A 12,183-nucleotide genomic window follows, 5' to 3' on the forward strand; every position below is an offset into this window, starting at 1 on the left:
CGCCGGGTTGTCGCGCAAGCGTGGCAGGACTGGTATCAAGAGTGAAATATCCGGGGAGATTTCCGATGCTGCCAATCAGCCGCCGCCTGGCCCTGAAGACTGCCTTTGCCGCCGCGGCGGCCGGTTTCGTCCAACCCTGGCGGGGTACGGCGATGGCGCAGACCGGGCCGATGCCGGGGGATCCGTTCAGCCTCGGCGTCGCGTCGGGCGATCCGACCCCGGACGGTTTCGTCCTGTGGACCCGCCTCGCACCGCTGCCGCTCGACCCCACGGGCGGGCTCGGGGACCAGCCGGTCGAGGTCCTGCTGGAAGTCGCCGAGGACGATAATTTCCGCCGCGTCGTGCGCAGCCAGCGACTGATGAGCCGACCGGACCGCGCCCACGCCGTCCATGCCGAAATCTATGGCCTGCCGGCGGGCCGCGAGTTTCACTACCGCTTCCGTGCGGGCGGGGCCGACAGCCCGACCGGCCGTACACGGACGGCCCCGGAATTCGGTGCGCCGCTCGAGCGCCTTCGCGCGGCCTGGATGTCGTGCCAGCACTATGAGCAGGGCTTCTTCACGCCGTATCGCGATATCGTCGCCCAGAATCCGGACGTGCTGATCCACACCGGCGACTACATCTATGAATCGAGCTGGGGGCCGCAGGTGCGCCGCCACCCGGGGCCGGAACCGCTGGATCTGGCCGGCTACCGCCTGCACCACGCCGCCTACAAGCTCGACCGCGACCTGCAGGCGGCCCACGCCGCCGCCCCGTGGCTGTTCATCTGGGACGATCACGAGGTTGATAACGACTATGCCGGCGACGTGTCCGAAGAGCCGCATGTTCCGCTCGACGAATTCCGCCTGCGACGCATCGCGGCCTACCGCGCGTATTTCGAGCATCTGCCGCTGCGCGGCCGGTCGATCGTCACCGCCGCTGGCCAGATGCGGACCTGGGGCTCGTCCGTCTGGGGCGATCTGGTCGAATTCTGGCTCACCGATGGCCGCCAGTACCGCACGCCCGACCCCTGTCCGTCCCCGGAAGACCGCGGCGGGCATCTCGAGCCGCAGACCTGTCCCGGATTCCAGGACGAGAACCAGACCTATTTCGGCCGCGAGCAGGAAGAATGGCTGCGCCGCAATTTCGGACGCGGCACGGCACGCTGGGACGTGCTGGTGCAGGCGACGCTGTTCTCGCGCCTCAACCAGACCCTGCCGGACGGCACGCCGGCGGCCTATACCGATGGCTGGGACGGCTTCCCGATCGCGCGGCGGCGGATGACCGACATCATCGGCGGACGCAATCCGAACACGATCATCCTGGGCGGCGACATGCATTGCCACTGGGCGGCGAATGTGAAGGCGGACTATTTCGATCCGGACTCCGCGGTGATCGCCTCGGAATTCGTAACGACGTCGATCACGTCGCACTCCTACGCCTACAATGCGTTCAACTCGATGCTGCCGATCAACCCGCATATCCTGCACATGGATGACCGCCAGCGCGGCTATGGCCTCGTCGATTTCACCCGCGACCGGACCGAGGTGGCACAGCGCGTGGTCGACGGTGTGGCACGCCGCGACCAGGGCAATGCCAACGACCAGGCGCGCTGGGTGGTCGAGGCGGGGCGGCCGGGTCCGCAACGCGTGTGACCCCTCCCGCCTTGTGCGGGGAAATGCTAGGGATCGCGGCATGACGATACGCATCCCCATCGAAACCGCGCGGCAGGCCCGCGTCTTCACCTGCTGGCCGGCGGACGGCGATCTCTGGCTCGAGAATCTCGAGCCGGCACGCGCCGAATTCGCCGACTTCCTGAAGCTGATGATGGAGGCCGATGCGGACGGGCACGGCCTGCCCGTGACGGTCCTCGCAGCCAATGCCGAAACCGAGGCGTCGATCCGGGCGGCGATGGGCGACAGCGTCGACGTGCTGCGCGCGCCCTATGGCGATGTCTGGACGCGCGATACCGGTCCTGTCTTCGGTTGGCGCGACGGCAAGCTGGTCGCAGTGTCCTTCCGCTTCAACGGCTGGGGCGGGAAATACGAGCTTCCCGGTGACGACAAGGTCGCCGCGGCGGTCGCCAGGGCGGCCGGAGCCGTGCTGCGTCCCGTCGACATGATCGCCGAGGGCGGCGCGCTGGAATTCGACGGGCAGGGCACGGTGCTGACGACGCGGCAATGCCTGCTCAATGACAATCGCAATCCCGATCTCGACGAGGCGAAAGTCACGGCACTTCTGAAAGAGGCGCTGGGCGTTGAGAAGGTGTTGTGGCTCGATGACGGCCTGCTGCACGACCACACCGACGGGCATATCGACAATGTCGCGCGCTTCATCGCGCCGGGCGTGATCGTCTGCCAGGAAGCGGCAGGGGATGACGATCCGCAGGCCGAGGTGCTCGATGCCTGCGCCGAACAATTGTCCCGCATGCGCGACGCGAGGGGGCGGCCGCTGAAAGTCGTCCGGATTCCATCGCCCGGCCTCGTCACCGACGAGGATGGTGAGGTGCGTCCGGCTTCGCACATGAACTGGGTCGTCGGACCGAAAAACATCGTCCTGCCGACCTATGGAACCCCGTCCGGCGACGAGGCGGTCCGCGTCTTGCAGGCGCAAATCGCAGAAAGGCAGGTGATTGCGAGCCCGTCTTCGCATATCCTGTCGGGTGGCGGGTCGTTCCACTGCGTGACCTGCCACGTGCCGGAGGGAAGGGGATAGGTCATGTTTTCGCGTTGTGTACTGGGTGTTATCGCGGCTGTCTGGGCTTGCGGAACGGCCGGTGCGCAATATGCCGCGCAGGCGATTGCGAGCGGGCCGCTGACTACGGCGTCGAGTGCCATCTACCTGTCGCCGGCCGAGATCGATTATCTCGGCACGCTGCCCCGCGAAGCGATTTATCTCGATGCGTTCCGCGAGCGCCTTGAACAGGTCATGGCCCGTCAGGAGACGGTCGGCCTGGCGGTTGCCGTTCTCGAACAGGGCGAGCCGGTCCTGGTTTATGTTGGCGGCGAGGAGGAGGCCGGGTCCGGCCGTCCGATCCGCCGCGATACGCTGTTCCGCGCCGCGTCTGTGTCCAAGGGCATGTCGGCGACTCTCCTGGCGATCCTCGAACATGAAGGCCGGCTCGATCTGAGCCAGCCGGTCCCGAACGAGCTTCTGCCGCTGCCGCGCGGGCGGCAGGCCAATGCCCTGCAGCTTCTGTCGATGCGCACGGGCCTGCCCAGCCACGCCATGGATCGCCAGATGGAGGGTGGCCAGAACGTCTCGCTGCTGCGCCAGCGGCTCGACACGCTGCGCCCCGCCTGTGCACCGGGCGAGTGCTACACCTATCAGAATGTCGCCTATGCCAGCCTCGAAGTGATCGCGGCGCAGGCCGCTGGCCTCGACTTCTCGACCGCGCTGCGGGCCTATCTGTTCGACCGCATCGGCATGCGCACCGCGACTGTCGGCGCCGACGCGATGCGCGCCAGCGACAGCTGGGCGCGCCCGCACCGCCGCCGCGAGCGAGACGGCGACGGCAATCCGCGGGCCGGCGATCCCGACACAGTCTATGACAGCGTCCCGGCTGCCGCGAGCGTCAATGTCTCGATCGATGACATGATCGCCTGGGCGCAGGCGCAGCTGGGCACGTCCGGTCTGCTGCCGCAATCGGTGCTCGACCGGGTGCACACGCCGCAGGGCGAAACCCCGGAACAGACCCGGCGGCTCTACCGCCTGAGCGAGCGTATCGACAGCACCTGGTATGCGCTCGGCTGGCGCGTTTACGACTGGAACGGCCAGACGCTGCTGACCCATTCTGGCTATCTGTCGGGTTACGGGGCGCAGATCTATATGGAACCCGAGACCGGCTTCGCCTATGTCGGTCTGTGGAATATGGACGGGGATGCGCCGTGGTGGCTGTTCCCGACCCTGATGGATCTGCGGATGGCGGACGGGCCGGCTGACTGGCTCGACCAGCTCGACGAGGACTAGCCCCTTTCATGGGAAAAAATCTGATCAAGGTTGCGGCGATGCAGGCCGCCTTCGGTACCGATATGGCCGCGAACATCCGGACGGTATCGGAACACATACGCGAGGCTGCCGGGAAGGGAGCGCAGATCGTTCTGCCGCCCGAACTCTTCCAGAATCACTATTTCTGCAAGACGCAGGAAGAGCACTGGTTCGCGCATGCCTATCCGGCGCTGGAGCACCCGTGCGTTACCGCGCTGCAGCCGCTCGCCGAAGAGCTCGACATCGCGATCCCGGTGTCGATCTTCGAACGCGACGGACCGCGCTATTACAACTCGCTGGTGATGATTGATGCGGGCGGCAAGGTGATGGGGACCTACCGCAAGAGCCATATCCCGGACGGGCCGGGTTATATGGAGAAGTACTACTTCCGCCCCGGCGATACCGGCTTCAAGGTCTGGAACACGAAGCACGGCCGCGTCGGCGTCGGCGTGTGCTGGGACCAGTGGTTCCCGGAAAGCGCACGGATCATGGCGCTGATGGGCGCGGAAGTGCTGATGTATCCGACCGCGATCGGGTCGGAGCCTCATGACGACAGCCTCGATACTGCCGCGCGCTGGCGCCGGGCGATGCAGGGCCATGCCGTGTCCAACGTGATGCCGGTCGTGGCGGCCAACCGGTATGGCGATGAGGACGGTCAGACCTTCTACGGAACTTCTTTCATCTGCGATCATTCCGGAGAGGTCGTGTCGGAACTGGGACGCACCGGCGACGGCGTCATCACGGCCGAATTCGACCGGGATTTCCTCGACCGCCACCGCGCGGCCTGGGGGTTCTTCCGCGACCGGCGCACCGACCTCTACAGACCCTGGTTCAAATGAACGCTCGAAACGTACCGCCCAAACTCACCATCCGCAGCGCCGGTACCGGCGATATCGAAGACATCATAGCCTTGCAGGAACGTGCCTATCGGGGGCTTGAACCCGATACGCCCGGCATGCTGCGGGGCCGTCTGGCGCGCTTTCCGGAAGGCCAGATCGTCATCGAGATGGATGGCAGGCTGGCGGGCTGGTGTTCGAGCTTCATCATCGACGAGGCGGCGGCCTTCGACCATTCCCACACGCTCGACGGAATTACCGGGCACGGCTATCTCTCGCGGCACAATCCCAATGGCGACTGGCTCTATGGCGCGGAGGTCGCGGTCGATCCCGATGTCCGCCGGATCCGGATCGGACAGCGGCTCTACGACGCGCGGCGGAGGCTGTGCGAGGAGCTGGGTCTCAAGGGTATCGTTTTCGGCGGGCGGCTGCCCGGCCTCAAACGCAAGGTCAAGGAATACGGCTCGCCGGAGGCCTATCTCGACGCGGTCAAGGCCAAGAAGGCGCGCGACCCGGTCGCGTCCTTCCAGATGCGCATGGGGTTCGAGCCGGAAGGCGTGATCCACAACTATTATACCGAGGACCGGGACAGCCTCGGGCATGCCTCGCTGATGGTCTGGCGCAATCCCGGTCATGTCGCAGAAAGCACCGATCAGCCCTGGCAGACGGCCAAGGACACGGTGCGGGTGGCGACGATCCAGTTCCAGGCCCGGGCGGTGGAAACGCTCGACGAGTTCGAGCGCAATGTCGAATACTTCGTCGATGTGTGTTCGGACTACCGGGCCGATTTCTGCGTCTTCCCGGAGATGTTCACGGTCGCGTTGCTGGCGCTGGAAAAACGCAAGCTGTCGCCGGCCGAATCGATCGCGGCGCTGACCCGGCACACCGCCCGCTTCCGCGAATTCATGAGCGAGCTCGCGGTCGGCTACAACATCAACATCATCGGCGGGTCGCACCCGACGCGGACCGAGGACGGCGACATCCAGAATGTCGCCTATATCTTCCTGCGCGACGGTTCGGTGCATGCGCAGGAGAAAATCCACCCGACACCGAACGAGAAATTCTGGTGGAATATCAAGGGCGGTGACGAGGTCCATTCGATCCAGACCGATTGCGGTCCGATCGGGGTGCTGATCTGCTATGACAGCGAATTCCCCGAACTGGCCCGGCGTCTGACCGACGAGGGCGCGCGCATGTTGTTCGTGCCCTATGCGACCGATGACCGGACCGGGCATCTGCGCGTGCGCTATTGCTCGCACGCCCGGGCGATCGAGAACCAGGTCTATGTCGTAACGTCCGGCAATGTCGGCAATCTGCCCGGCGTCGAAAACATGGACATCAACTATGCGGAGAGCGCGGTGATCACGCCGTGCGACTTCCCTTTCGCGCGCGACGGCCTCGCCGCCGTGGCGACGGAGAATGTGGAAACGATCGCGGTCGCGGACCTCCGGCTCGACGAGCTGGTTTCCGCCCGACACTCCGGCACGGTGCGCAATCTGCACGACCGGCGTTTCGACCTTTACAAGGTCACCTGGAAGGATCGCGGCTAGGCCGTTGTCGAGCTGCGCACGGCCGGCCAGGCCATGCCAGCCGCCAGGGCGGCCCCGAGTGACGGCCACGCAAAGGCGATGGCCTGGTCGATCAGGCCCTGGGTGAGACTGACTGCGGCGACGGACAGGCCGATGGCCACGATCGCGCCGGCGAGGGTCAGAAAGGCAAAACGCACAGGCATTACGCGCACGTCTCCGCACCTTGAGCGGAGACCCTAACCCGACTCCGCTAAAATCCGGTTAGCGGCTGCAAGTGGCGGGATTTTCGCGGTTCCGGGGCGGAACACGGGCCATGCCGGGACGTTGCCTAACCGGGACGGGGGAACACACATTCAAGGAGTCCTCCCCATGACCCAACGCATCGAAGGCAAACGCATCGCCATTCTCGCCGCCGACGGTTTCGAGGAAGCGGAACTGTTCCAGCCCAAGGAAGCGATCGAGCAGGCCGGCGGTGAAGCCGTTGTGGTTTCGCTGAAACCCGGCGAGATCGAAGCCAATCGCCATCGCGAGAAAGGCAAGGCCGTGGCCGTCAACGCCACGATCGATGCCGTATCCGCCTCCGAATTCGACGCGCTGATGGTGCCCGGCGGGCTGTTCTCGCCCGACGCGCTGCGCAAGGAGGAGAAGGTCCGCAACTTCGTCCACGACTTCTTCGCCCAGAAGAAGCTGGTGGGTTCGATCTGCCACGGGCCGCAGGTGCTGATCGACGCCGACGTCGTCAGCGGCCGCAAGATGACGGCGATCGAGAATATCCGCACCGATCTCTCCAATGCCGGCGCGAAGGTCGTCGACGAGGAAGTCGTCGTCGATGAAGGCCTGATCACCAGCCGGACGCCGAAAGACCTCAACGCGTTCTGTTCCAAGCTGGTCGAGGAGATCTGCGAGGGTAAACATGCCGCGCAGGCACAATCCGCCTGACCGGATCTCCGGCTTCGAACGGGGAGGGGCGGCCCATGCGGCCGCCCTTTTCGCGCGGGAACAGGAGACGGCGTGCGGCATGATCCCGCACACCGGTTCCTGCCGCTTCGTGTTAGCCTTCCGGGATCAGCAGGAGGGACTCATGAACGAACGCAAGATCTCGATCGAACAGCATAGCGGCATCGGCCTGCTGTGGTTCGGCGGCTGGCTGTTCTCGATCGGCTATCTCAATCTGGGCTTCTGGCAGGGCCTGCTCGGCCTGTTCGTCTGGCCGTATTTCCTCGGCGCCCATTTCATGCCGGTGGCGGGCTAATTGTTCTTCGCCCTCCCCCTTGAGGCTTCGATCCGTCCCAGAGGGCGAAACGCTCCAGTGGAGCGTTTCGAGGGGAGGAGGGCCGGGAGGCTGCGCGTCAGCCAGCCGACCGGGGTAGGGGTGTGTTGATTGCGAACTCACCCCACCCCGCTCACGTCGACCTGAAGGTCGCCGCTCGCGTCCCTCCCCTTCAAGGGGAGGGAAGAGCACTTAGAGCAACGCCCCGGCAATCCCGTCGAAAATGAACTGCGCGGCGAGAGCGGCGAGGATGACGCCCAGGATGCGGGTGATCATCGCGGCCAGCGTGTCGCCGATCAGACGCATCAGCGGTCCGACGGCGAGGAAGATGACAAGGCAGAGAACGAGGTTCGCGCCGAGGCCTGCGAGTACGGCCAGCTGACCGCCGATGGTTTCGCCGTCGCCCGACATGAACAGCATCACCGAGGCGATCGCGCCCGGACCGGCGAGCATCGGGATCGCCATCGGGAAGACCGAGATGTCCTCTTCCGACGTCATCGGCGTGCCGTCCTCATGGGTCATGTTCTCGACCCGCTCCTCGCGGCGTTCGGTGCGCTTTTCGAAGATCATGTCGAGCGCGATCATGAACAGCAGCACGCCGCCGGCGGCGCGGAAGGCGTCGAGGCTGATGTGGAGCGCACCCAGCAGCCACTCGCCGAGATAGGCGAACATGAGCAGGACGCCGGTCGCGATCAGGACCGACTTGATGGCCATGGCGCGGCGATGCTTCGGGCTCGACTGGTCGGTCAGCGCGGCGAAGATCGGCGCCACGCCGATCGGGTCGATCACGACGAAGAAGGTGACGAAGCTGGCGCTCAGAAGCGAAAGTTCGAAGCCGGTCATGGCGACATCCTGCGGGTCTGGTGTTGAGGCCGCCGCGTATCATGGCACAGCACGATTGGCGACACCGCGCCCCGGCATTCCGGGTTTGCTTTAACTCAGTCCTGCTGTTCAGCCTTCTGCCGCCCGAGATAGAAGACCGGGATGCCGATCACGACGAGCAGCAGCCCCCAGGCAATCACTTCAAGCCCGGACCCCAGAATGGCAAAACAGGCGTAGAGCGCCGCCGCAGCGGCGAGCGCCGCCCAGGCGCGTCCTGACCGCCAGGAATGCCGGAATTCCGCCAGCGCGCTGACGAGGTAGGGCGCGAGCGTCATCAGCGTCGAAATCATCAGCATGAAGGTGAAGGCACCGACGAGGCCGCGTGTGTAGTTCGCGATCAGGAGGATGGAAGACAGGGTCGAGGCCGCGATCAGGGAGAAGGCCGGCGCGCCTTGCCGGTTCAGCCGGGCAAAGACTTTCGGGGCCAGCCGGTCGAGCGCGACGGCCATCGGCATCTGGCCCGACACGAAGATGTTTCCATTCATCGATCCGGCCGTGGCGACCAGAGCGCCGGCGGCGATCATCATCGGCCCCCAGGTGCCGAGATTGCGGGCCGCATCGGCGAAGGGCGATGTGGACGCCGCCAGTTCTTCAGCCGGAACGAGCAGCATCACCGCAGCGGTCGCGGCGATATAAACGAGGGTCGTCACGATAACGCCGGCCACCACGGCGCGGGGAATGGTCCGTTCCGGGTCTGTGACTTCGCCCGCCGGAATGGTTCCCGCCTCCATGCCCGCAAACGCCCACATCGTCAGGAGGGCGCAGGCGGCGAGAACGCCGGTGACCGAACCACCGGACGGGTTGACCTCCGGCAGGTTGGCGCTGTCGCCGAACGCCAGGCCGGCGAGAATGATGACGCCGAGCGGAATGAGTTTCAGGATCGTCATCACGAGCTGGACGATCCCGGCCTCCCGCGTGCCGCTGATCGACACGCCGGTGAGGGTCCAGATCAGGGCGAGGGCCGTGACGGCCTGCAGGATGGCGTTGTCCGACAAGGCCGGAATGAAGACGGTGAGATAGCCGGTGAAGGCGACCGCCACCGCGGCCGTCGCCGTCCACACCGACGCCCAATAGCCCCAGCCGACGAGGAAGCCGGGCAGCTCGCCGAAGGCGTCGTGCGCATAGGCGTAGGGACCGCCGGTGCGTTTCGTCCGGCTGGCGAGACGGCCAAGGATCAGCGCAATGGCGATCGATCCCGCGCCGGTGATCAGCCAGCCGCCGAAGCTCAAAAGACCGTAGGGTGCGAGGACCGTCGGCAGGAGGAAGACGCCGGAGCCGATCATCACACCGACGGTGAGCGACCAGACACCCCAGAAGCCGAGCGGCTTTGCCGCTTCTTTCGGTGTTTCGCTCATTTCCCCCCCTTTCCGGCCCTCAGCCGGTTTGCGCGTAGACCTCGCGCAGATAATTGTGCCATTGCCAGAGTGCGGTTTCCTGCGCCGGGCAGTAGCGGCCCGGTTCGTAGACGCCGGTTTCGAGCGCCTTCTGGACGTGCTGGCAGATCAGCCGGTCCTCTTCCTGGACGCTGTCGGAGAAGGCGTCATCCTCGCTCGCGCGCGCCTCGTTTCCGGGCGCGTAGTAGAAGTCGAACTCCACCCGGCACCGGTCCGGCCCGTCGGCGACGATGCGGTTGGTCTGCATCCGCCCGGGCAGGATGTTCAGCATCGTGTTGGGGAAGAGGAAGACGTAGAGCGCCTCGCCCTTCGCATAGGGTCCCGTCTCGCCGCTGACGGGCGAGACCTGGATCGAGCCCCAGTCGAACAGTTCGATCCGGTAGTCGCGATAGTCGATCAGCGCATTGAGACCGGGGTGCAGGACCGGGACGTGATAGCCCTCGAGATAATTGTCGGCATAGACTTTCCAATTGCTCTCGACGGTGTAGACGCGGCTCGAATGGTGGCGCATCGCACCCAGCCGGTAGGGTTCGAGCCGGGCGCCGATATCGCCGATGACGGCGTCGAAGTCCGGGCCGTTTCCGGCGCTGGCGAAGACCATGCCCTGCCATTCGCGCACTTCGATGGGCCAGAGCGCGATCTGGCGGTGATCGAAATCCGCCGCGCCCTGCATTTCCGGGGCGACTTTCAGCCGGCCGTCGAGATCATAGATCCAGCCATGATAGGCGCAGCGCAGGCGCTTCGCGCCCTTGCCGTCGCAAAGCGCGAGCGGCCCGGCGCGGTGACGGCAGATGTTGAAATATCCGGCGAGCGAACCATCGGGCTTGCGCACGATGACGACCGGCTTGCCACCCAGTTCGCGGACGATGTGGTCGCCCGGTCCGGCCAGCGCCGAGGCGGGCGCGACGGCCTGCCAGCCCGGTGCCAGCAGGCGGTCCGCGTCGAAACGGTGCCAGGCCTCGCCACAATAGAATGCGGCGGGCAGGGCGGAGGCCAGCTCGAGCGGCTTTTGTTCCAGGCCCTGGCGCCGCGGTGATGCGTGATCGTCCATGGCCGGACGCTAGGTGCGCGGCACCCGGACGGCAAGGAAAAGCTTATGGGCCGAAACGAAAACGGCCGGAGCGCGCGCTCCGGCCGTGATCATCCGCCTACGGAAGACGCGGTTTAATCGTTGAACATGTCGCCATAGCGGTGGCGCGGACGGGTCTTCCACGCGCCGCGATGGAAGACATCCGAGACGATGACCGGGGCGACGGTGGTCGCTTCGGCATAGACCATCTGTTCCAGTGCCACATCGACCTTGCCCCAGGAGCAGGCTTCCTTGAGCGTCGAGGACGAACAGGCGCCGTCGCGCACGTCGGCGACGGTGATCTGGACCGCATAGGCGTGCATCGGCACGTCCTCGCCGAGGATTTCCGCGCACACGACCGTGTCCTGCGCGAAGTTCTTCGGCACGCCGCCGCCGACCATGAACAGGCCGGTCGTGCCGGCCTTGATCTTGATGTCGGTCAGTTCGCGGAAGTCCGCCACCGAATCGATCGACAGATAGGGCTTGCCCGCCTTCATGCGCTGGACCTGGTGCTTCACCAGGCCGAAGCCGGCCGAGCAGTCGGAGAAGGCCGGGCAGAAGATCGGCACGCCGTGTTCGTAGCACTCCTGCACGAGCGAACCCGGCTTCTTGGCATTGCCGTCGGCGAGCCACTTGCCCATCGCCTTGATGTAGGAGCGCGAGGAGCGCGGACCGGGTTCAAGCATGTCGGCGATTTCGAGCGTGGCGTGGTCGCAGGCCTGCAGCTCTTCCTCGTCGATATAGGTGTCGTAGATGCGGTCGATATAGAGGTCGCGCAGGATGCGGTCGTCCGGGATTTCCTTCGCCTGGTAGTGCTTGAAGCCCATGGCTTCGAAGAAATCCATGTCGACGATGGCGGCGCCGGTCGAGACGATGGCGTCGACCATGTTGTTACGCACCATGTCGCGCCAGACATGCATGCAGCCGCCAGCGGAGGTGGAGCCGGCCAGCGTCAGGATGACAGAGCAATCCGGGTCCTCGACCGCGGCCTGCAGGATGCGCGCGGCGCGGGCGGCATCGCGCGAGGTGAAGGACATTTTCTCCCACGCGTCGATGATGACGCGCCCGTCGAAGGACGCGATGTCGATATGCTCGACGGGGCTGTCGAGGAGTTTGGCTTTTTCGTTCGACCGTTCAGTCATGGTTGTTCAATACCTGTCGTTTCGAGGGTCGGGTGGCCCGCCCCCTAGCATGAAAAAGACCGCTGCGTCCCGCCCGGAATGGCCGGGCGGGACGA

Annotated in this window: 12 protein-coding genes; 7 read left to right on the top strand and 5 right to left on the bottom strand. The window is 65.6% G+C overall.

Annotated features, from left to right (window positions below):
- The first annotated feature begins 65 nt into the window (after positions 1 to 65).
- The 5 genes from L5876_RS07000 to L5876_RS07020 are packed head-to-tail and all read left to right on the top strand — an operon-like array spanning position 66 to position 6,352.
- Positions 66 to 1,634: an alkaline phosphatase gene (locus L5876_RS07000; RefSeq protein ID WP_236955447.1), complete on the top strand. Its 1,569-nt coding sequence runs from the start codon at positions 66 to 68 to the stop codon at positions 1,632 to 1,634.
- Positions 1,635 to 1,674: 40 nt separating this feature from the next.
- Positions 1,675 to 2,694 carry an agmatine deiminase family protein gene (locus L5876_RS07005; protein ID WP_236955448.1) on the top strand — a complete coding sequence of 340 codons (1,020 nt, stop codon included), beginning with the start codon at positions 1,675 to 1,677 and terminating at the stop codon, positions 2,692 to 2,694.
- A 3-nt stretch (positions 2,695 to 2,697) separates the two neighbouring features.
- On the top strand, positions 2,698 to 3,948 hold the full coding sequence (locus L5876_RS07010) for a serine hydrolase (RefSeq protein WP_236955449.1): 1,251 nt from the start codon (positions 2,698 to 2,700) through the stop codon (positions 3,946 to 3,948).
- A gap of 8 nt (positions 3,949 to 3,956) precedes the next feature.
- On the top strand, positions 3,957 to 4,805 hold the full coding sequence (gene aguB / locus L5876_RS07015; RefSeq protein ID WP_236955450.1) for an N-carbamoylputrescine amidase: 849 nt from the start codon (positions 3,957 to 3,959) through the stop codon (positions 4,803 to 4,805).
- A complete protein-coding gene (locus L5876_RS07020) occupies positions 4,802 to 6,352 on the top strand; it encodes a bifunctional GNAT family N-acetyltransferase/carbon-nitrogen hydrolase family protein (RefSeq protein ID WP_236955451.1) in 1,551 nt (516 codons plus the stop codon). The genes aguB and L5876_RS07020 overlap by 4 nt, the downstream gene beginning before the upstream one ends.
- On the opposite strand, the gene L5876_RS07025 is transcribed toward L5876_RS07020, so the two are convergent.
- On the bottom strand, positions 6,349 to 6,534 hold the full coding sequence (locus L5876_RS07025) for a hypothetical protein (RefSeq protein ID WP_236955453.1): 186 nt from the start codon (positions 6,532 to 6,534) through the stop codon (positions 6,349 to 6,351). The two genes, L5876_RS07020 and L5876_RS07025, sit on opposite strands and share 4 nt — an antisense overlap.
- Before the next feature lie 166 nt (positions 6,535 to 6,700).
- Here L5876_RS07025 and L5876_RS07030 point away from each other — a divergent pair, with 166 nt between their 5' ends.
- Both L5876_RS07030 and L5876_RS07035 read left to right on the top strand, forming a co-directional pair.
- On the top strand, positions 6,701 to 7,270 hold the full coding sequence (locus L5876_RS07030; protein WP_236955454.1) for a type 1 glutamine amidotransferase domain-containing protein: 570 nt from the start codon (positions 6,701 to 6,703) through the stop codon (positions 7,268 to 7,270).
- 142 nt (positions 7,271 to 7,412) lie between these two features.
- Positions 7,413 to 7,583, top strand: a complete 171-nt coding sequence (locus L5876_RS07035) for a hypothetical protein (protein WP_236955455.1) — start codon at positions 7,413 to 7,415, stop codon at positions 7,581 to 7,583.
- Between the two features lie 210 nt (positions 7,584 to 7,793).
- On the opposite strand, the gene L5876_RS07040 is transcribed toward L5876_RS07035, so the two are convergent.
- The 4 genes from L5876_RS07040 to L5876_RS07055 form a co-directional block, all read right to left on the bottom strand.
- Entirely contained in the window at positions 7,794 to 8,444 is a 651-nt protein-coding gene (locus L5876_RS07040; protein WP_236955456.1) for a MarC family protein, read from the bottom strand.
- 95 nt (positions 8,445 to 8,539) lie between these two features.
- Positions 8,540 to 9,838, bottom strand: coding sequence for an APC family permease (locus L5876_RS07045; protein ID WP_236955457.1), 1,299 nt, complete (start codon positions 9,836 to 9,838; stop codon positions 8,540 to 8,542).
- A 19-nt stretch (positions 9,839 to 9,857) separates the two neighbouring features.
- Complete coding sequence (locus L5876_RS07050) at positions 9,858 to 10,928, bottom strand: aromatic ring-hydroxylating dioxygenase subunit alpha (RefSeq protein ID WP_236955458.1); 1,071 nt, start codon at positions 10,926 to 10,928, stop codon at positions 9,858 to 9,860.
- Positions 10,929 to 11,041: 113 nt separating this feature from the next.
- Positions 11,042 to 12,088 carry a deoxyhypusine synthase gene (locus L5876_RS07055; RefSeq protein WP_236955459.1) on the bottom strand — a complete coding sequence of 349 codons (1,047 nt, stop codon included), beginning with the start codon at positions 12,086 to 12,088 and terminating at the stop codon, positions 11,042 to 11,044.
- Positions 12,089 to 12,183 lie beyond the last annotated feature (95 nt).

Source organism: Hyphobacterium sp. SN044 (genome assembly GCF_021864465.1).
GTDB lineage: Bacteria > Pseudomonadota > Alphaproteobacteria > Caulobacterales > Maricaulaceae > Hyphobacterium.